This is a genomic window from Novosphingobium sp. SG720, assembly GCF_012275365.1.
GTDB classification, from domain to species: Bacteria; Pseudomonadota; Alphaproteobacteria; order Sphingomonadales; family Sphingomonadaceae; genus Novosphingobium; species Novosphingobium rhizosphaerae.
On record NZ_JAAZQN010000003.1, the window covers coordinates 38,578 to 58,101 of the forward strand.

General features: G+C 65.6%; 15 protein-coding genes. 9 read left to right on the forward strand and 6 right to left on the reverse strand.

The features are described 5' to 3' along the window. Positions 1 to 14: 14 nt before the first annotated feature. Both FHW94_RS12410 and FHW94_RS12415 read right to left on the reverse strand, forming a co-directional pair. Positions 15 to 734, reverse strand: coding sequence for an NAD-dependent deacylase (locus FHW94_RS12410; RefSeq protein WP_168556166.1), 720 nt, complete (start codon positions 732 to 734; stop codon positions 15 to 17). Between the two features lie 58 nt (positions 735 to 792). Beyond that, complete coding sequence (locus FHW94_RS12415; RefSeq protein ID WP_168556167.1) at positions 793 to 1,842, reverse strand: NAD(P)-dependent alcohol dehydrogenase; 1,050 nt, start codon at positions 1,840 to 1,842, stop codon at positions 793 to 795. Positions 1,843 to 1,948: 106 nt separating this feature from the next. Here FHW94_RS12415 and FHW94_RS12420 point away from each other — a divergent pair, with 106 nt between their 5' ends. Beyond that, positions 1,949 to 2,842: a LysR family transcriptional regulator gene (locus tag FHW94_RS12420; protein WP_168556168.1), complete on the forward strand. Its 894-nt coding sequence runs from the start codon at positions 1,949 to 1,951 to the stop codon at positions 2,840 to 2,842. Here FHW94_RS12420 and FHW94_RS12425 read toward each other — a convergent pair whose 3' ends face one another. Both FHW94_RS12425 and FHW94_RS12430 read right to left on the reverse strand, forming a co-directional pair. Beyond that, positions 2,843 to 4,138: a HAMP domain-containing methyl-accepting chemotaxis protein gene (locus FHW94_RS12425; RefSeq protein WP_168556169.1), complete on the reverse strand. Its 1,296-nt coding sequence runs from the start codon at positions 4,136 to 4,138 to the stop codon at positions 2,843 to 2,845. It lies immediately after the preceding gene. Beyond that, complete coding sequence (locus FHW94_RS12430) at positions 4,135 to 4,662, reverse strand: MCP four helix bundle domain-containing protein (RefSeq protein WP_168556170.1); 528 nt, start codon at positions 4,660 to 4,662, stop codon at positions 4,135 to 4,137. Before FHW94_RS12430 ends, FHW94_RS12425 begins: the two co-directional genes overlap by 4 nt. 231 nt (positions 4,663 to 4,893) lie before the next feature. Here FHW94_RS12430 and dapB point away from each other — a divergent pair, with 231 nt between their 5' ends. The 3 genes from dapB to FHW94_RS12445 are packed head-to-tail and all read left to right on the forward strand — an operon-like array spanning position 4,894 to position 6,790. Beyond that, on the forward strand, positions 4,894 to 5,628 hold the full coding sequence (gene dapB / locus FHW94_RS12435) for a 4-hydroxy-tetrahydrodipicolinate reductase (protein WP_168556171.1): 735 nt from the start codon (positions 4,894 to 4,896) through the stop codon (positions 5,626 to 5,628). A 5-nt stretch (positions 5,629 to 5,633) separates the two neighbouring features. Then, the gene (gene nth, locus FHW94_RS12440; RefSeq protein WP_168556172.1) at positions 5,634 to 6,323 is read left to right on the forward strand and encodes an endonuclease III; all 690 of its coding nucleotides are present in this window, start codon (positions 5,634 to 5,636) and stop codon (positions 6,321 to 6,323) included. Between the two features lie 41 nt (positions 6,324 to 6,364). Then, on the forward strand, positions 6,365 to 6,790 hold the full coding sequence (locus FHW94_RS12445) for a hypothetical protein (RefSeq protein ID WP_168556173.1): 426 nt from the start codon (positions 6,365 to 6,367) through the stop codon (positions 6,788 to 6,790). Between the two features lie 3 nt (positions 6,791 to 6,793). Here FHW94_RS12445 and FHW94_RS12450 read toward each other — a convergent pair whose 3' ends face one another. Further along, positions 6,794 to 8,104 carry a dicarboxylate/amino acid:cation symporter gene (locus FHW94_RS12450; RefSeq protein ID WP_168556174.1) on the reverse strand — a complete coding sequence of 437 codons (1,311 nt, stop codon included), beginning with the start codon at positions 8,102 to 8,104 and terminating at the stop codon, positions 6,794 to 6,796. 357 nt (positions 8,105 to 8,461) lie between these two features. On the opposite strand from FHW94_RS12450, the gene FHW94_RS12455 reads away from it, so the two are divergent. From FHW94_RS12455 to FHW94_RS12465, 3 genes are read left to right on the forward strand one after another with little or no spacing between them, the layout of a single operon-like run. Further along, positions 8,462 to 9,703 carry an efflux RND transporter periplasmic adaptor subunit gene (locus tag FHW94_RS12455; protein WP_168556175.1) on the forward strand — a complete coding sequence of 414 codons (1,242 nt, stop codon included), beginning with the start codon at positions 8,462 to 8,464 and terminating at the stop codon, positions 9,701 to 9,703. Continuing rightward, entirely contained in the window at positions 9,703 to 12,882 is a 3,180-nt protein-coding gene (locus tag FHW94_RS12460) for a CusA/CzcA family heavy metal efflux RND transporter (RefSeq protein WP_168556176.1), read from the forward strand. Before FHW94_RS12455 ends, FHW94_RS12460 begins: the two co-directional genes overlap by 1 nt. Beyond that, the gene (locus FHW94_RS12465) at positions 12,879 to 14,450 is read left to right on the forward strand and encodes an efflux transporter outer membrane subunit (RefSeq protein WP_168556177.1); all 1,572 of its coding nucleotides are present in this window, start codon (positions 12,879 to 12,881) and stop codon (positions 14,448 to 14,450) included. The genes FHW94_RS12460 and FHW94_RS12465 overlap by 4 nt, the downstream gene beginning before the upstream one ends. Before the next feature lie 117 nt (positions 14,451 to 14,567). Here FHW94_RS12465 and FHW94_RS12470 read toward each other — a convergent pair whose 3' ends face one another. Next, on the reverse strand, positions 14,568 to 15,362 hold the full coding sequence (locus FHW94_RS12470) for a TorF family putative porin (RefSeq protein ID WP_168556178.1): 795 nt from the start codon (positions 15,360 to 15,362) through the stop codon (positions 14,568 to 14,570). A gap of 252 nt (positions 15,363 to 15,614) precedes the next feature. On the opposite strand from FHW94_RS12470, the gene FHW94_RS12475 reads away from it, so the two are divergent. Both FHW94_RS12475 and FHW94_RS12480 read left to right on the forward strand, forming a co-directional pair. Then, positions 15,615 to 16,430, forward strand: coding sequence for a metallophosphoesterase family protein (locus tag FHW94_RS12475; protein ID WP_168556179.1), 816 nt, complete (start codon positions 15,615 to 15,617; stop codon positions 16,428 to 16,430). A 423-nt stretch (positions 16,431 to 16,853) separates the two neighbouring features. Beyond that, positions 16,854 to 19,466, forward strand: a complete 2,613-nt coding sequence (locus FHW94_RS12480; RefSeq protein WP_168556180.1) for a TonB-dependent receptor — start codon at positions 16,854 to 16,856, stop codon at positions 19,464 to 19,466. The last annotated feature ends 58 nt before the right edge of the window (positions 19,467 to 19,524 follow it).

Genomic DNA, 19,524 nt, shown 5'->3' on the forward strand with positions numbered 1-19,524 from the left:
TTTCGCATTTGCTGTCAGGGTGTCTTGAGCAGTTCGTCTACCCATTCAGGTACGACCTGCGTGGCCGGGCCCAGCCGCGTATCGTGGAACCATGCCGAGCCCTGGCTGCGTTCCAGATTGAGTTCGACCGTTTCGGCCCCCAACTCGCGCGCCAGGCGGACGAAGCCCGCTGCCGGATAGACCGCGCCGGAAGTGCCGATCGACACGAACAGGTCCGCGCGCTGCATGGCATCGTGGATATCGTCCATGCGATAGGGCACTTCGCCGAACCACACGATATCAGGCCGAAGGCTGGCTGCGCCGCATGCCGGGCAGGGCGGACGGTCGATCAGCGGGCCGGTCCAGCCGTGGCGCGTGTCGCATGCGGTGCACCAGGCCGACAGGTGCTGCCCGTGCATGGCGATGAGATGGCGCGAGCCGGCCCGCAGGTGCAGGTCGTCGACATTCTGGGTAACGAGCGTGACGCTGCCGCCGGGTACTTTTGCCGGCCATTCGTATTCGAGCCGGGCCAGCGCACGATGGGCGGCGTTGGGCGCCTTTTCCTGGATCGCAGCGCGCCGCAAGTCGTAGAAGCGCAGGACCAGGTCGGGATCACGCGCGAACGCCTCGGGCGTGGCGACGTCTTCGACGCGGTGCTGTTCCCACAGGCCGCCGCCATCCCGAAAGGTGTCGATGCCGCTTTCCGCCGAAACGCCGGCACCGGTGAGGATCACGATATGCTGGGGCAAGGTCATGCCCGCGATCATGCCGGATCGGCACGGGTGTGCCAATCCGGCATGAGGGTCAGTACAATCAGGCGAAGGTGCTGGAATCGATCACGAAGCGATAGCGCACGTCACCCTTTTCCATGCGGTCCCAGGCCTGGTTGATATCTTGGACGGCGATGGTTTCGATTTCCGAGACGATGCCATGCTCGGCGCAGAAATCGAGCATCTCCTGGGTTTCGGCGATGCCACCGATCAGCGAACCGGCGATCGAGCGGCGGCCAAAGATCAGGTTGAACACCGTTGGGCTGGGGTGCGGGTGCTCGGGCGCGCCAACCAGGCACAGCGTGCCATCGCGCTTGAGCAGCGTGACGAAGGCATCGAGGTTGTGGCTTGCGGCCACGGTATCGAGAATGAAATCGAGGCTGCCGGCTTGCGCGGCCATTTCATCCTCGTTGCGCGAGACGACCACTTCGTGCGCGCCAAGGGCCAGGGCTTCCTCGCGCTTGGAAGGGCTGGTGGTGAACGCCACGACATGGGCGCCGAGCGCACGGGCGAGCTTCACGCCCATGTGGCCCAGGCCGCCGATGCCGACGATGCCCACTTTCTTGCCCGGCCCCACGTTCCAGTGGCGCAGGGGCGACCACGTGGTGATGCCGGCGCAAAGCAGCGGTGCCACTGCGGCAAGCTGTTCGGGCGCGTGGCGCACATGGAGGACGAAGCCCTGGTTCACGACGATCGACTGGCTGTAGCCGCCCAGGGTGTGGCCGGGAGCATCGGCCGTGGGCGAATTGTAGGTCTGGACCATGCCTTCTTCGCAGAACTGTTCCAGCCCATCGTGGCACGAGCCGCAATGGCCGCACGAATCGACCATGCAGCCCACGCCCACGGTGTCACCCACCTTGAACTTCGTCACGTCGGCGCCCACGGCGGTGACGTGGCCGACGATCTCGTGGCCGGGGACTACCGGATAGACCGCGTTGTTCCATTCATTGCGGGCGGTGTGCAGGTCGGAATGGCAGACCCCGCACCAGGCGATGGTGATGGCCACATCATTGGGGCCGGGTTCGCGGCGGGAAATGGCAAGAGGGGCAAGCGGCTGGTCGGCCGCGGGCGCGGCATAGGCCATGACGGTCATGCAGCAGATCCTTTCAACAGGGGAGGGACGTGGCCGCGTTCTAGGCCATCGCCATTAATCTGATAATGGGCTAAATCCTGCATGAACTGATATCAGGAATGCATAAATGGCCCGGCCCGATCATGACGACCTGCGCGCCTTGCTGGCCGTGGTGCGCGAACGCAGCTTTACCCGCGCGGCGGCGCAGCTGGGCACGTCGCAATCGGCGTTGAGCCGCACGATTGCCGGGCTCGAAGCGCAGATCGGCGTGCGCCTGCTCAACCGCACGACCCGCGCCGTGGCGCCCACGCCCGAAGGGGAGCGGCTGGCGCAAGGCGTGGCACGCCACTTTGCCGCTATCGACGCGGCAGTGGACGCCTTGGGGGAGAGCCTGGCGCGGCCCGCCGGCCTGGTGCGGCTGACCGTGGACGAAGGTTCGGCCAACACCGTGGTGTGGCCGGGGCTGCGTCGCATCCTGCGGGCCTGGCCCGATATCCAGGTGGAAGTGCTGGTGGACAACGGCCTGGTCGATATCGTGGCGGCCGGGCTCGACGCCGGGGTGCGGTCGGGCGATATCCTGGCGCGCGACATGGTGGCCGTGCCGATCGGCCCGGCCTTGCGCATGGTGGTGGTGGCAACGCCGGCATTCTGTGCCGGGCGCGATCTGCCCCGCCATCCGCGCGATCTTGCCGCACACCCCTGCATCAACTTTCGCCTGCCCACGCGCGGAGCGATCTATGCCTGGGAGTTTTCCCGCGGCAGGGAAGCGCTGCGCATGCGGGTGGAAGGACCGGTGACCGTCAACACCCTAGCCATGGCCGAGCAGGCGATGCGCGATGGCCTGGGCTTTGCCATCCTGCCGGAAAGCATCGTGGCGGCCGACATTGCTGCCGGCCGCCTGGTGCAGGTGCTGGAAGACTGGTGTGAGCCCTATCCCGGCTATCACCTCTATTACCCCAGCCGCGCCCACGTTTCCCCGGCCTTGCGCGTGTTAATCGACGGTTTGCGCTGGCGCGGGTGATCAGGCGACCAGTGATCCTGCGGCAAGCGGTGCTCCTGCGCCAGCGAGCGAGGCCTTGCGCAGATGTGTCCCGCCCACTTGCGGGCGGCGGTCCGGGTCACGCGTGCGGAACTGGGCGACGAGCGAGTCGAGTGCGGCGGCTTCGGCGGTGAGATCGGCAGTGGCGGCGCTGGTCTGTTCCACCATCGCGGCATTCTGCTGGGTAACGCGGTCGATCTCCACCACCGAATTGCTGACTTCGCCGATGGCCGTGGCCTGATCGGCGGTGCCGGCGGCGATCTCGTCGACCATGCCGGTCAATTCGGCCACCTGGACCAGGATATGGCCCAGAACGTCGCCGGTCTGCTGCACCAGATCGACCCCGTCGCCCACATGGGCGGTGGATGTGGCGATCAATTCCTTGATGTTTTTGGCCGCGTCGGCGCTGCGCTGGGCCAGCGCGCGCACTTCGGTGGCGACCACGGCAAAGCCCTTGCCGGCGTCGCCGGCGCGCGCGGCTTCCACCCCGGCGTTGAGCGCGAGCAAGTTGGTCTGGAATGCGATGCCGTCGATCACGCCGATGATCTGGTTGATCTCTTGCGCCGATCGCTCGATCGCTTCCATCGCGCTGACCGCGTTGCCGACCACCATTTCGCCGCGCGTAGCCTGATCGTGTGTTTGCGTGACGCAATCGCGCATGATCCCCGCGCGGGTTGCCGTGCCCTGGATCGCGCCGTTTACCTGGCGCAGCGCAGCGGTGGTTTCCTCCACGGTGGCGGCCTGGCGAGTGTTGCGCTGGGAAAGATCGTCGGCCGCAGCGTTGATTTCGCGAATCGTGGTGAGCAGGCGCCGCGCGCCGATGCGGGCCGCGCCGATGGCCTTGGCCAGAGCCGTGCTGGCCTGGTTGTAGTTGCTGCGCAGTTCCTCGTACTGATCGGGGAACGGGGTGTGGATGCGATATTCCAGGTCTTGCGCAGCCAGGCGTTGCAGGCCGATGCTCAATTCCGACACCACTTGGCGCTGGACCGCCAGATCGCGGTCCGCCATCTCGCGCGTGCGGCGCTCCACGCCGTCCTTGATATCGAGCAGGGCATGGCTGATCGCGCCCACTTCGTCGGTCAGCTCGGTGCAGGGTACCGGCCGATCGAGATTGCCGCCGGCCATTTCGCGCATGGCGTGGGCCAGGCGGCGCAGCGGGCCGGTAACACGGTGGCGCAGCAGCATGACCACGCCGAGCGCGGCCAGGGCCGCCAGGACGCACAGCGTGGTGGAACTTCGAATCGATGCCGCGATCGAGGACGCGCCGTTCTGGCTCAATTCCTGGCCGCGCGCCTGCAGCGCATCGACGTGGGCGGAAATGGTCTTTTCCAGCTTGGGGCCAGCGGACTGAGGTGTTCTTCATAGAGCACAATGGCGTTTTCGCGGTTGGCTTGCACTTGCGCGCGGACGGCGGCCGATGCGGCTTTCCACTCGGTCCACTGGCGGGCGATTTCGTCCACCGCGCGGCGTTCCTCGTCGCGGGAACGGCCGCGCAAGGCGGCGATGCGCTGGTCGATCTCGGCGATCTGGCGGCCCATCTTGTTGTAGTTGGCGACGCGGTTTTCGTCGCTCAGCGGCACCAGCGTCTTTACCGAGCTGATGCGCACGGCGATCATCAGGCTTTTCAGGCCGCTCCATTCGGCAATGCCCGGAATGATCCGGCGTTCGAGTTCTTCGGTCTGGACATTGGCCTGAATGGCCGATTGCATGGGCACCACGGCGCAAGCGACGGCCATGGCCGCCAGCACCGTATTGCAGCTGAGCGAAATGGTCGTGATCTTCAAACGGCCCAGAATCACCATTGCGGACTCCATCTGAATTCGTGCTGTACATTGGCACAATGCGTCAATGCTGCCTGATTTAGATGTCGCTTATGAAATTAGCGTGGTTGGCAATTTACGGGATTCATCGCAGCCTCGGACCTGGCCGGCGCCATGGCCCTATGGGGCGGGCGCTGGCATAGCCGCTTTCCGGCTCGACCGGGCAAAGGCGCGGTCTTATGGAAGCGGGCAAACAGCGCAAGGGCAAAAGACATGGCACGCATCGGCATCATCGGCAGCGCAGGGCGCATGGGGCAGGCGCTGCAGGCAGCGGTGGTGGCCGCCGGTCACGAACTGGCCGGGGGCATCGACCGCGAGGGTGATCCTGTCGCGCTGGCCCAGGCGAGCGACGTGCTGGTGGATTTTTCCGCACCCGCCGCACTGGAATTCAACCTCGATGCCGCGATCGGCGCGGGCAAGCCGATCGTGGTGGGCACCACCGGCCTGGAAGAACGCCACCACTGGTTGATCGATGCGGCGGCGGTTTCGATTCCCGTGCTGCAGACCGGCAATACCTCGCTGGGCGTCACGCTGTTGGCGCACCTGGTGCAGGAAGCGGCCGCGCGGCTGGGCGAGGATTGGGACATCGAGATCGTCGAGACGCACCACCGCATGAAGGTCGATGCCCCCTCGGGCACGGCGCTGCTGCTGGGCGAAGCCGCGGCGCGCGGGCGGCAGGTGGGCCTCAAGGACGTGGCCGTGCGCGGGCGCGATGGCATTACCGGCAAGCGCGAGGCGGGCACGATCGGCTTTGCCGCACTGCGCGGCGGCAGCGTGGCGGGCGACCACAGCGTGCATTTCCTGGCCGATAGCGAGCGGCTCAGCCTGTCGCACCTGGCGGAAAACCGGGGCATCTTTGCCAAGGGGGCGATTCGCGCCGGCGAATGGCTGCTGGCGCAGGGGCCGGGGCGCTATACCATGCCGCAAGTGCTGGGGCTGGGGGGCTGACGGCCTTGAAGAAGGACCAGATCTTCGAGTTCTTTCGCCGCCTGGCCGAAGCCAACCCTTCGCCCGAGACCGAGCTGGCCTATGGCAACACCTATCAGTTGCTGGTGGCGGTGACGATTTCGGCGCAGGCGACCGACGTGGGCGTGAACAAGGCGACACGGCGCCTGTTCGAAGAGGTCAAGACCCCGGCACAGATGGTGGCGCTGGGCGAGGAAGGCCTGAAAGAGCACATCAAATCGATCGGCCTGTTCAACACCAAGGCCAAGAACGTGATCGCCCTGTCGGAAATGCTGGTCCGCGATCATGGCGGCGAAGTGCCGGCCGACCGCGACGCGCTGACCGCGCTGCCCGGCGTGGGCCGCAAGACGGCCAATGTCGTGCTCAACACCGCGTTCAGCATGGAAACCTTTGCGGTGGACACGCACATCTTTCGCGTGGGCAATCGCACCGGCCTGGCCAAGGGCAAGACGCCCGAGGCGGTGGAGGCCCAGCTCGACAAGAAAGTGCCCGGGCCCTTTCGGCTGGGCGCGCATCACTGGCTGATCCTGCACGGACGCTATGTGTGCAAGGCACGTACCCCGGAATGCTGGCGTTGCGCGGTGGTTGACCTCTGCGCGTTCAAGGGCAAAGTTCTGGAACAGGGCGCCAAGCCGCCGGTTGCCAAGAAGGGTGCTGCGCGCAAGAAGAAGGCCTGATCCGGCGCTGCGCTGAACACGGCCCCGATGGAGAGGATGCCATGGTTCGTTCGATCGCTGCTGCCGCCTGCCTTGTTGCCCTTGCCGCCTGCGCGCCCGCTGCAGGGCCGGATGGCGGGCCCCGATCGGCTTATGCCGATGGCCATTCACCCAAGACTCCGGCCGCCACGCCAATCGGCCCGGCGCAAAGCTGCATCCCGCTGGGCCAGATCAGCGAAAGCCGCGTGCGTGACGATTGGACCATCGATTTTCGCGTGGGCACGCGGTGGTATCGCAACGTCCTGCCCCAGCGCTGCAGCGGGCTGGGGTTCCAGCAGACCTTCGGCTATGCCACCAGCCAGGCGCAGCTGTGCAGCGTGGACATCATCACCGTGTTGCAGACCGGCGCCGGCGGCGGCCCGCGCGGATCGTGCGGGCTGGGCCAATTCCAGCCGGTGACGCTCCAGCCGGTGACGCCGGCGAAATAGCCGTTATTGCCCCTCGTCGAGGTGCAGCCCGCGCCGCCCGTGCTCGGCCGTGTCGTGCGGCGGCACCGGAGCGGGGGCATCGGGATCGAGCGGCACTTGCAGCATGCCTTCCCAGCGGGTGATGACCGCCGTGGCCACCGCATTGCCGACCACGTTGGTGGCGGTGCGGCCCATGTCGAGGAACGTGTCGACGCCGAGCAGCAGGGCGATCCCTTCCACCGGCAGGCCGAACTGGGTGAGCGTGGCGGCAATCACCACCAGGCTGGCGCGCGGCACGCCGGCGATGCCCTTGGACGTGACCATCAGCGTGAGCAGCATGGCGATCTGCTGCTGCCAGGACAGCGGGATGTTGTACGCCTGCGCGATGAACATCGTGGCAAAGCTGGTATACATCATCGAGCCATCGAGATTGAACGAATAGCCCAGCGGCAGGACGAAGCCCGAAATGCGGCGCGGCACGCCGAAGCGGTCGAGCTGTTCGAACAGGCGCGGCAGCGCGCTTTCCGAACTGGCGGTGGAAAAGGCCAGCAGCACGGGTTCGCGGATATAGCGCGCCAGCAGAAGGATACGCCGCCCCAGGAAAATCCCGCCCAGCCCCAGCAGCAGGCCCCACAGCACCAGCAGCGCGAAATAGAATTCCGACACGAACACGCCATAAGTGACGATGATGCCCAGGCCCTTGGTGGCAACCACCGCCGCAAGCGCGCCGAACACGGCAAGCGGGGCGGCCTTCATCACATAGTCGGTCATCGTCAGCATGAGACTGGCCAAGGCCTCGCTCGCGCGGAGGAGCGGCGCACCCTTTTCGCCGATGGCCGATAGCGCGAGGCCGGCAAACAGCGAAAAGACCAGGATCTGCAGCACGTTGTTCTGCGCCATGGCATCGAGCAGGCTGGTCGGCACGATTTGCAGCACGAAGTGGTGCACGGTGAAATCGGCCGTGGCGAGATCGCCCACTTTGGCATTGGCCGCAAATTGCAGGCCCTTGCCCGGTTCGAACATGTTGACCAGCAGGAGGCCAAGGCTGATCGAAATCAGGCTGGCGGTGATGAACCAGCCGAGCGCGCGCCCGCCGATGCGGCCAAGCGCAGTGCTATCACCCATCCCGGCAATGCCCGAAACCAGCGTGGCCAGGATCAACGGCGCGATGATCATCTTGATCAGGCGCAGGAACACATCGGGCAGCAACTTGAGCGTTTCCGCCGTGGTGGCCAGCGTGGCGCTGTCGGCGGGTAGCGTCTGGTTGAGTGCATAGCCCGTGGCGATGCCCAGGATCATGGCGATGAGAATGTAAAGCGTAAGGCGCCGGGCCAAGGGATGCTCCGCTCGTTTTGTTTCAGGTGTGACGGTCAGCCGCGAACCCTAGGCGGGAAACGGCGCAAATGCACCCCTTGGATTGGCCTAAGCCATGCCGGAGCCCTGCAGGCGGGCCAAGGGCGGCACGCAACTTTGCGCAAGGGTGTGGTGAGGCGATGTTTGCCATGGTCGCGGCAGTACATTGGCCGGGCCCGTCGCCCCGGTCGGCTCTGCGCTGCATTACGGTAATTTAACGCGGCCGCTAGGGGCGCGGACAGGCGCGGTGGGCCAGAGGGGCAGCATCGGCCTGGCGTGCACCTGCAACGGTTCACAGACGGGCTGCCATCTTTTGGACCGAAGAGAAGACTGCGCGCCATGAATTTTGAACACGCTGTGCCGCAAATGTCCCGTGCCCGGCAGATCCGGGTGCTTGCCTTGTCCGTTGCCGCGGTGGCTTTGGTGGCGACCGGGGCGACTGCCGTTCGCGCCTGGTTGCACCAGCCCGAGCCGGTCGCCGCTGCCCTGCCTGCGGGGCAAGTGCAATTGACCGACAGCCAGGTGGCCAGCCTCAAGATCGAAACCGTGGGGGCCGACGATGGCTTTGCCCGCACCGGCGCCAGCGGCCAGATCACGGTGGATGAAACCCGCTCCACCCCGGTGTTCCTGCCCTATTCCGGCCAAGTGCAGCAGGTCTTCGTGCAGAACGGCGATCGCGTCCAGGCCGGCAGCGCGCTGCTTTCGGTGCACACCACCGACATTGCCGATGCGCGCAATGCCCTGGCCGCCGCCTTGGCGCAGCGCACCGCCGCCGCCGCGCAAGTGCGCGTGGCCACCGAAAACGCGCAGCGGGCCGAGGAAATCTATCGCACCGCCGGTGGCGCGCTGAAGGACCTGCAACAGGCGCGCAGCGATCTGGTGGCGGCGCAATCGCAGCAGGGCATTGCCGACGCCGCCGTCACCGCCGCGCGCGCCAAGCTGGGCGTGTTCGGCGCCGGGAATGGCGGTGGCAGTGATGCCGTGCTGCGCGCGCCGATCGGCGGCGTGGTGGTGACGCGCTCGATCAGCCAGGGGCAGTATGTGGCGGGCGGCGCCAGTGCCGCCGGCAGCAGCCAGCCGGCCTTCCTGATCGCCGATCTTTCGCGCGTGTGGCTGGTGGCGCAAGTGGCCGAAAGCGATGCCGCGCGGGTGCACCTGGGCGACAAGGTGGTGGTAACGGCCACGGCTTTCCCCGGCCGCACGTTTGACGCCACGATCAACAACATCGGTGCGCAGATCGATCCGGTGTCGCACCGCCTGGCCGTGCGCGCCACGATTTCCAATCCCGATGGCGCCTTGAAGCCGCAGATGTTTGCCAACTTCACCATCGAGACGCCCGAAAAGGACGTGAACCCGGCACCGGCGACGCCGCACCTGCTGAGCCTGCCGACCGAAGCGGTGATCCACGAAGGGGACAGCGCCCGCGTGTGGGTGTGGCTGGGCCGCGGCCGTGTCGTGGCGCGCGACGTGGTGACCGGCGAAAGCCACGATGGCCGCGTGACCGTGGTTTCGGGCCTCAATCCGGGTGAAAAGGTGGTGACGCAGGGCGCCATCTTCGTGAACGAAGCGGGGCTCGACTGATGGTCAAGCTGGTACGCTATGCGCTGGGGCAGCGCCTGACCATCGTGGCTTTCTTCGTGTTGATGTTGGTGGCGGGCGGTATCGCCTTCTACAACCTCAACATTGAGGCCTATCCCGATCCAGTGCCGCCGATGGTGGAGATCGTGACGCAGTCTTCGGGCCTTTCGGCCGAGGAGATGGAGCGCAACATCACGATCCCGATCGAGGTGCAGATGTCGGGCCTGCCGCACATGACGGCAATCCGCGCGATCTCGCTGTTCGGCCTTTCGGACGTGAAGATCCAGTTCACCTACGATTTCAATTATGACCAGGCCCAGCAGCAGGTGATCAACCGCCTGGCCCAGCTGCCGCAATTGCCAGGCGGCGCTGTGCCGACGATTTCGCCGACGAGCCCGGTGGGCGAAATCTATCGCTATCGCATCGCTGCGCCCAAGGGCTTTTCGGTCGAAGACCTCAAGACCTTGCAGGACTGGGTTCTGCAACGCCGCTTCCGCGCGATTCCGGGCGTGGTGGACGTGACCGGCTGGGGCGGCAAGCTGCGCACCTATGACGTGGTTGTCGATAACGACCGGCTTCAGGCCCACCACCTGACGGTGGCGCAAGTGATCGCCGCGCTGGGCAAGGCCAATGCCAACGTCGGCGGGCAGACCATCAACTTTGGCGCGCAGAGCGCGATCGTGCGCGGGATCGGCCTGATCCAGTCGGTCGATGCGCTGGAAGACACCCCGGTCGGCCGCGACGGCAATGCCCCGGTGCTGGTGCGCGACGTGGCCACGGTGAAGATCGGCAACATGCCGCGCAACGGCATCGCCGGGCTCAACAAGGACGATGACATCGTCCAAGGCATCGTGCTGATGCGCCGCGGGGCGCAGTCGATGCCCACGATCGAGGCAGTCAAGGCCGAGATCGAGAAGATCAACACCACCGGCGTGCTGCCCCCGGGCGTGCACCTGGAACGTATCTACGACCGCTCCGACCTGATCGGCGTGACCACGCACACCGTGATGGAAAATCTGGTGGCGGGCGTGCTGCTGATCTTCCTCCTGCAATGGGCGTTCCTGGGCAACTTGCGCAGCGCCTTGATCGTGGCGGCGACCATTCCCTTTGCCCTGGCCTTTGCCGTGCTGATTCTGACGGTGCAGGGGGAAAGCGCCAACCTGCTATCCGTGGGCGCGCTCGATTTCGGGCTGGTGGTGGATGCCACCGTGATCATGGTGGAAAACATATTCAGGCACATGGCCGAGCGATCGCACCATGTGGAAACCCATGAAGGCGGGCACTACAGCTTTGCCAGCCGCATCGGCGCGGTGCTGGCCGCCAGCAGCGAAGTAAGCCGGGGCATCTTCTTTGCCGCCGCGATCATCATCACCAGCTTCCTGCCGCTGTTCACGCTGACGGGCGTGGAAGGGCACATCTTTGGCCCGATGGCCAAGACTTATGCCTATGCCATCATCGGCGGCCTTGTCGCCACGTTCACCGTGGCGCCGGTGCTTTCGGCGATGATGCTGCCCGACAAGCTGGACGAGGCCGAAACCTGGCTGGTTTCGCGCATCCGTCGGGTCTACGAGCCGGCCGCAGCCTTTTGTTTCCGCAACCAGGTGCTGGCAATCGGCGCGGGCGCACTGATGGTGATCGGCGCGTTCGTGGGCGTGCGTTCGCTGGGGGTGGAATTCCTGCCCCAGCTTGAAGAAGGCAACATGTATATCCGCGCCTCGCTGCCCGCGGCGATCTCGCTCGATGCGGGCGAGCCGGTGGCGCGCGCGATCCGGCGCGATATCATGCAGTATCCCGAAGTGACCGCGGTGCTTTCCGCCCATGGCCGCCCGGACGATGGCACCGATGCCACCGGCTTCTTCAACGTGGAATACTTCGTGCCCTTGAAGCCCTTCGACCAATGGCCGAGCGGGATGAACAAGGAAAAGCTGGTGGCTGATCTCTCGGCCAAGCTCAAGGCGCGCTATCCGGGAGTGGACTTCTCGTTCTCGCAGATCATCGAGGACAACGTGGAGGAAGCCGCATCGGGCGTGAAGGGCGCTAACTCGGTCAAGCTGTTCGGGCCTGACCTCGCCACGCTGGAGCGCATTGCCGGCCAGATTCGCGACCAGATGGCGCAAGTGCGCGGCATCACCGACCTGGGCATCTTCCAGTCGCTGGGCCAGCCGACTGTCCGGATCGACGTCGATCGCGAAAAGGCCGCGCGCTATGGCCTGAGCGTGGACGACGTGAACCAGACGGTGCAGGCCGCGATCGGCGGTACCTCGCCGGGCGATCTTTATGAACCGCACACCGACCGCCACTTCCCGATCATGGTGCGCCTGCAGGCTGACCAGCGAGATAGCCTTGAAGCAGTCAAGCGGATCACCGTGGGGGCGACGGCGCCCGACGGCACGGCGATTTCGGTGCCGCTGTCGGAACTGGCGGACATCCGCCTGACCACCGGGGCAAGCTTCATCTATCGCGAGCACCAGGAGCGCTACATTCCCATCAAGTTCTCGGTGCGCGATCGCGACCTGGGCAGCGCGGTGGAAGAGGCGCAGGCGCGGATTGCCAAGAACGTGCCGCTGCCGCCAGGCTATAGCCTGGAATGGGCGGGCGAGATGAGCAACCTCAAGAACGCCGTGGCGCGACTGGAAATCGTGGTGCCGATCAGCCTCCTACTGATGCTGGGCCTGCTCTACGCCAACTTCCGCTCGCTGCGCGATACGCTGCTGGCCTTCTCGGTGATCCCGATGGCGGTGGTCGGCGGGGTGTTGGGCCTGATGCTGACGGGCACGGCCTTTTCGATCTCTGCTGCGATCGGCTTTGTCGCGCTGTTCGGGATTGCGGTGATGGACGGCATCCTGCTGGTGACCAGCTTCAACCAGGCGATGGATGAAGGCATGGAGCGGCTGGCCGCACTGCGCCACGCCACCACCAACTCGCTGCGCCCCGTGCTGATGACCTGCCTGGTGGCGGCCATCGGGCTTGCCCCGGCCGCCGTTGCCACCGGCATCGGCAGCCAGGTGCAAAAACCGCTGGCCCTGGTGGTGGTGGGCGGCATGACGCTGGCCCCGGTGCTGATCCTCTTGGTGCTGCCGCTGCTGATCAACCGCTTTTCGAGCCGCGTGGCCGGGCCGCGCAAGCGCGCCGGCGCCGACCATGCCCTGCCCGAAACGACTCAAGATGGAGAACCGGCATGATCGCCCAAACCCTGCGTGGCCCGCGCTTGGGCCCGGTGCTGGGGACGGCCCTGGCTACCCTGGCTGCCGCCCAGATCGTGGCGGTGCCGCTTGCCAGTGCCAAGGCGCCGCCTGCGACGGCCAGCGTGGACGTGCCGCTGCCGCCAACGCCAACCGGCTACGCCCCGGCCAAAGTGCTGGACCAGCCGATGCAACAGGGCAATGCCGGCGCCCAGCAAGTGCATGCCGGCATGGCCGTTTCGGCCCAGTGGTGGGAAGCCTTTGGCAGCCCGGCGCTCAACGCACTCGTGGCGCGGGCGCTGGCCGCCAATACCGATCTTGCTGCGGCCCGCGCCCGCATGGCCCAGGCGCAGGCCCTGGCTGGGGCGGCGCGCGGTGGCTTGCTGCCGCAGGTCGACGCCGGGCTGACCAGCGAACGGCAGCGCCTTTCGGCAACGCTATCCACCCCGCTGGCTGATCCCAACCCGCAGGTCTTTTCGCTGCATACCGCCCAGGTGAGCGTGAGCTATGCCCCCGATCTGTTCGGCGGCGGGGCGGCACGGCTGCGCTCTGCCCGTGCGGCCGCCGCGCAGGCCCAGGCGCAGGCCGATGGCGTGCGCAACATGGTGGCGGCCAACGTGGTGCTGGAAGTGATTCGCCACGCCGCGCTGACGGCCGAGATCGAGGCCACGCGCGAGGCGATCGACAGCAACCAGCAAGTGCTTGGGCTGTTGCGGCAACGCGAGAAAGTGGGCGCCGCCGGCCGGGCAGACGTGACCGCGCAGGCCGCAGCCGTGGCCGCGGTCGAAGGCGCGTTGCCCCCGCTCAAGCAACAGCACGCGGCGAACCTGGCGGCGCTGTCTGTTTTGCTGGGCGAGGCGCCGGGCGCGCCACTGGAAACCGCACCGGGCGTCAAATCCGCGCCATTGCCGACGCTGGACGAACTGGCCGTTCCCGCCGACGTGCCGCTGGTGCTGTCTGCCGACCTGCTGGTGGTGCGTCCTGATGTGGCGGCGTCCGCGGCCGCGCTGGAAGGCGCCGCGGCCGATGTGAAAGTGGCGATGGCCGCGCGGCTGCCGCAGATCAACCTGTCGGCCACGGCCGGCGGCACGGCCGAGGATTTCGGCCGGATGTTCGTGGATGGCAATCCGTTCTGGCAATTGCTGGGCGGGATCACGGCGCCGATCTTCCACGGCGGCACGCTCAAGCGGCAGGAACAGGCGGCACGCGACGCGCTCGATGCGGCCAAGGCGGGATACAAGGGCACGGCCCTTCAGGCCTTTGCCGATGTCAGCAATGCTTTGTCGGCCCTGGCCAACGATACCGCCGCCCTCGATGTGGCGCAGCGCGGGGACGATGCCGCCGCCAGCAGCCTGATCATGGTCAAGCGCCAGCTGGAACTGGGCGCGGTGGGCACTTTGCAGGTGCTCAACGCCAGCGCCACGGCGCAAACCGCGCGCGCGCAGTTCGTGGCGGCGCGGGCGGCGCGCCTGGCCGACACGGTGGGCCTGTTCACCGCGCTGGGTGGCGGCGTGCGCCAGTTGCCCACCGGCCCGGCCGGCCCGGCACCCGTGGCATCCGGTCACTGATCGGCCCAGCGGGCAGCGCCGCCCCGCAAAACGGCGCTGCCCTGAATGGCAAAAGCCCGCACCGGAGAACCGGTGCGGGCTTTCCCCTGTTGCCCTTGGGCGAACGTCGCTAGGCGATCAGAACGTAGCCATCAGCGAGACCACGCCCACCGTCTTGGCGGCGCGGTACATCTGGAACGGTTCGACGCCAGCGAAGGGATTGGCGGCCGAATCGTTGCGGCTGACGTTGGTGCCGACCACCGAGAAATCCAGCGTCAGGTTCTTCCACGTGGTGCTGACGCCGGCGGTGTAGTCGAGATACTGCTTGGTATAGTCGAACGCGCCGCCGGTGTGGCCCAGGTGGGTGTGGATCGTGAACGGCGTGTTGGGAATGGCACCCGACAGTTCGCCATAAATATAGGCGTTGGTGTGGGTGGTGTAGACGTCCAGGTTCTTCTGCTTGGGCGCGAAGTTGATGCCGGCCTTGGCGTTGACCGGACCGACCGCCTTGGACAGCGAGCCATAGACTTCATAATAGTTGAGGCCCGGCGCGCCCGGATAGAGGTAGCCGTAGAGACCCACGTCGAACGTCACGCCGGTGGTGGCGATGGCGTGGGTAAAACCGCCGTAGACGTCGATTTCGGTGCCGCCAATGTTCACGGCCGGGCTGGCCGAGGCGCTCGAACCCCAGGTCGAGACATAGAAGCCCGAGCTGTGCGAAAGAGTGAGCGCGCCCTGGACGGCGGGCAGGTTGTTCGACTGAGAAATGCCGCGGAACCGGTACTGGCTGATTACGCCTGCCGAACCGGTCACCTTGAAATCGCTTGGGGGCGCGGTCTCGTCGGCCATCGCGGGCACAGCATAGCCAGCAGCGACGACAAGGCTGAGCGCCGTGGCAGCCTTGGCCACGCGCGACTTGATGGACGTACGCATGAAATACCTCTTTGTTTTGTCTTTGACGCGTCGCCCCGCCTGCACAAATCGCCCCGGCCTCTTTCTTGCGCGGGCTGGTTGACGACTTGCGCTTGTCTGGATGCCGGGGCCTGCTGCGTTGCACAAGACCAATCCGTGGGCCGTGGCATTCTCGTTCTGGAATGTGTCTTTTGTGCATCATAGTGTTTCTGACGCTTGTCTCTGCCCGCGCGAGGGCCATATATGTCCCGCGAAGTTCGTCACGGCCGGTGCATGCTCAAGTTGCTCAAGTCGCTAATTTCGGGTCCGCGGGCAGAACCGCCGGCCCCACCAACCCTGGTTCCGCCGGGTCAGCGCATCTATGCGGTGGGCGATATCCACGGCCGGCTTGATCTGTTCGAGCAGATGATTGCGCTGATCGAGGCAGACGACGCCACCCGCAATGCGCAAGCCGCGCTGCAAACCCCGATCGCAACCACTGTGATCCTGCTGGGCGATCTTATCGATCGCGGCCCTGACAGTGCTGGCGTGATCGCCACGGCGCGCGCCTGGGCAGAGCGGCGGAACGTGCGCATTCTGGCGGGCAATCACGAAGAAATGTTTCTGGGCGCATTCGAGCGCGAAGAAACCCTGCGCCATTTCCTGCGCCACGGCGGCCGCGAGACGCTGTTGAGCTATCCCATCGACCCGGACGATTATGCCCGGATGACGCTGGACGAATTGCGCGCTGCAATGCCGCAATTCGTGCCCGCTGCGGATCTGGCATTCCTGCGCGGCCTGGAAGACCAGATTCGCATCGGCGACTATGTCTTCGTGCATGCCGGCATCCGCCCCGGCGTGCCGCTCGATGAGCAGGTGCCCAGCGACATGCGGTGGATTCGCGGCGAATTCATTGCGGATCGAACGGCACGCGATTTTGCAGTCGTCCACGGCCACACCATCGTGGACGAGCCGGAACTATCGCCCTGGCGGGTGGGCATCGATACCGGCGCATATGCTTCCGGGCGATTGACCGCCATCGGCCTTGAAGCTGCCGAGCGCTGGCTGCTGGTGACGCAGGACGAATCGGCAGCTCCGCCAGCGGGCTGAGCCGGCGCGCGGCGCCTTGACGGACCGCCCTTCGCAGCCAACCGCAACGATTGCGCCTGTTGTGTTGCAAAACATTGCAAACAACCGCAAATCCGGGCGCACGTTTCGCAAGCGCGCAAAATCTTTGCTGTTGTTGCGAAGGCGCCACAGGCCGCACGATCGTTACGCAGGGATGCTTTCATCTGAAATGATCGGCAAGCGATTCATCGCTTGTCAGAAGCATTTGGTCGTGGCGTTCAACATCAAGTAAGAAATGCAGAAATTTTGTCATTTTCGTGTCACACGAAACCGGTCAGGGAAGGCTGCCGGTGCGCGGAAGCCTTGTGCCGGCCCCCTGCCAGCGTCGGGTCGCCTGGCGGCAGCGGGGGACGGATCATCTCGTGTCGCCGCAGTGCGGCGACCTGACACGCAACGGGGACACCAATGCATCGCTCGCACCTTACCGCCGGCTCGCTGCTGGCGCTGGGCATGGCTCTGGCCAGCACGCCCGCCCTGGCCCAATCCACCGGCTCGGTCGATTTCGAACAGCAGACCATCGTGGTCAGCGGCCGCACCACCAAGTCGGTGAACGGCGTTCAATTGCCCGACACGCCCAAGGCCAAGCAGGTTCTTGACCAGACCATCATTGCGCACCAGGCGCCGGGCCAGTCGATCAACGACATCATCAACCTGGTCCCGGGTGTGAGCTTCCAGAACAACGACCCGTTCGGTTCGTCGGGCGGCGTGCTTTATATCCGTGGCTTTGACAACACCCGCATCTCGCAGACGTTCGACGGTATCCCGCTGAACGACACCGGCGGCTATTCGATCTATTCGAACCAGCAGCTCGATCCCGAAGTCATCGACCAGGTCAACGTCAACCTGGGCACCACCGACGTCGACTCGCCCACGGCGGCCGCTTCGGGTTCGACGGTCAACTATCGTTCGCGCAATCCCACCGAGGATTTCCACGCGCGCATGATCGGTTCGGCCGGTGAATACGGCTACATGCGCATTTTCGGCGAAATCGACACCGGCAACCTCACCGCAGGCGGTCTGCGCGCCTATGCCACCGCGTCGAATTCGCGCAACGACACGATCTATGGCGGCATCGGCAAGATCCAGAAGCAGCAGTACAACGCCAAGCTGTACCAGCCGCTGGGCAGCAATGGCGACTTCATCTCGATCGCCGGCCACTACAACCGCAACCGCAACAACGCGTTCGGCTCGGTCCCGATGTGGATCGAAAACACCGGCACCCGCGTGGTCGGCACCGGTTCGGGCAACCGTTATCCGGTTTCGGGCGACGATCGCTTTTACCAGACCGCTCGCTGCACGATCGCGGCACCGGTGGCCGGTGCGGCTGACGCGGCCAGCGCCTGCGGTTCGGACTACGACTATCGCATCAACCCGTCCGACACCGCGAACATCCGCATTTCCTCGCGCTTCACCCTGGCCGATGGCCTGGTGCTGACGGTCGATCCGTCGATCCAGTGGACCAGCGCCAATGGCGGTACGCTGGGTTATGTGGCCAGCGAAAAGACCACCACCATCAACGGTGTGAGCGGTCTGACCGGCTATGACGGCACCAACTACTACTTCGGCAAGGATCTCAACGGCGACGGCGACAAGCTGGACACCGTTCGCCTGATTGCGCCGAGCCAGACCAAGACCATCCGCCTCGGCCTGATCGCCTCGCTGCGCTATGACATCAACCCCGACAACACGATCCGCCTGGCCTATTCGTACGACCGCGGCCGTCATCGCCAGACCGCGGAATTCGGCACGTACAACAGCAACGGCACGGCCGGGACCTACTTCCCTGTCAGCGACCCGATCACCGATGTGAACGGAAACGTGATGCAGCGCCGCAACCGCCTGTCCTACGCCATCCTGCACCAGGTTTCGGGTGAATACCGCGGCAAGTTCGGTGGCCTCACCGTCAATGCCGGCGTGCGCGTGCCGTTCTTCAAGCGCAACCTCAACCAGTATTGCTTTACCAGCCGTACCGGTGGCTATGCCTGCTTCGGCAGCGATGCGGCCAATGCAGCCTTTGCGGCGGCCAACCCCTATGTGGTCAGCACCACGACCGGGCTGCCCACCAGCGGCTATGCCGCGCCGCAGCAGCGCATCTTCACCTACAGCAAGGCCCTGCCGAGCGTGGGCGCGACCTTTGCGGTGAATTCGAATGTCGGCATCTTTGCCAACTATTCGAAGGGGCTGCAGGTGCCGGGCACCGACAACCTCTACAACTCGTTCTACTTCCCGATGGGCAATGACGCCGCCAAGCCCAACCCGGAAACGACCGACAACTTCGATCTGGGCGTGCGCTATCGTTCGGGCAAGGTCATGGCCCAGGTTTCGGCCTGGTACACGATCTACCAGAACCGCCTGGCTTCCTCGTTCGATCGTGACCTGAACACCACTATCTATCGGAACCTTGGCCGCGTGGACAAGTACGGCATCGACGGCTCGATCTCGTACTCGCCGGTGCGCGACCTGGCGATCTACCTCTATGGTTCGTACCTGCACTCCAAGATCCGCGACAACGTGGAAGCGGGCGACTGCTCGTCGCAGAACGTGCTCCTCAACATGTACGGCTGCACCGCGGCGACCGGTACCGCTTACTACCAGACCGCCGGCAAGCGTGAATCGGGCGCGCCGGTCTATACCTTCGGTGGTCGCGTCGATGGATCGGTTGGTCCGGTGTCGCTGGGCGTGCAGGCCAAGCGCACCGGTCCGCGTTACGTGAACGACCAGAACCTGCCGTTCTATGTCAACGTGGGTGGCACCACGCCGCGCCAGGAAATCTTCCCGGCCAAGGCCCCGGCCTATACCCAGGTTGACCTGGATGCGAAGCTGAGCCTCGACAAGGTCAGCCCGATCTTCAACAACCGCACGTTCCTGCAGCTGAACGTGATCAACGTGTTCGACGAAACCTATGTGGGTGGCTTCAGCGGCACGCTGAACAGCCAGTCCACCTCGACCTCGCCGATCAGCTATGCGCAGATCAGCCCGCCGCGCACGATCATGGGTTCGATCAGCTTCGGCTTCTGATCCCAGCGGCAAGATTGCAACCGAATGGCCCGCCGCCACCTTCAAGGGTGGCGGCGGG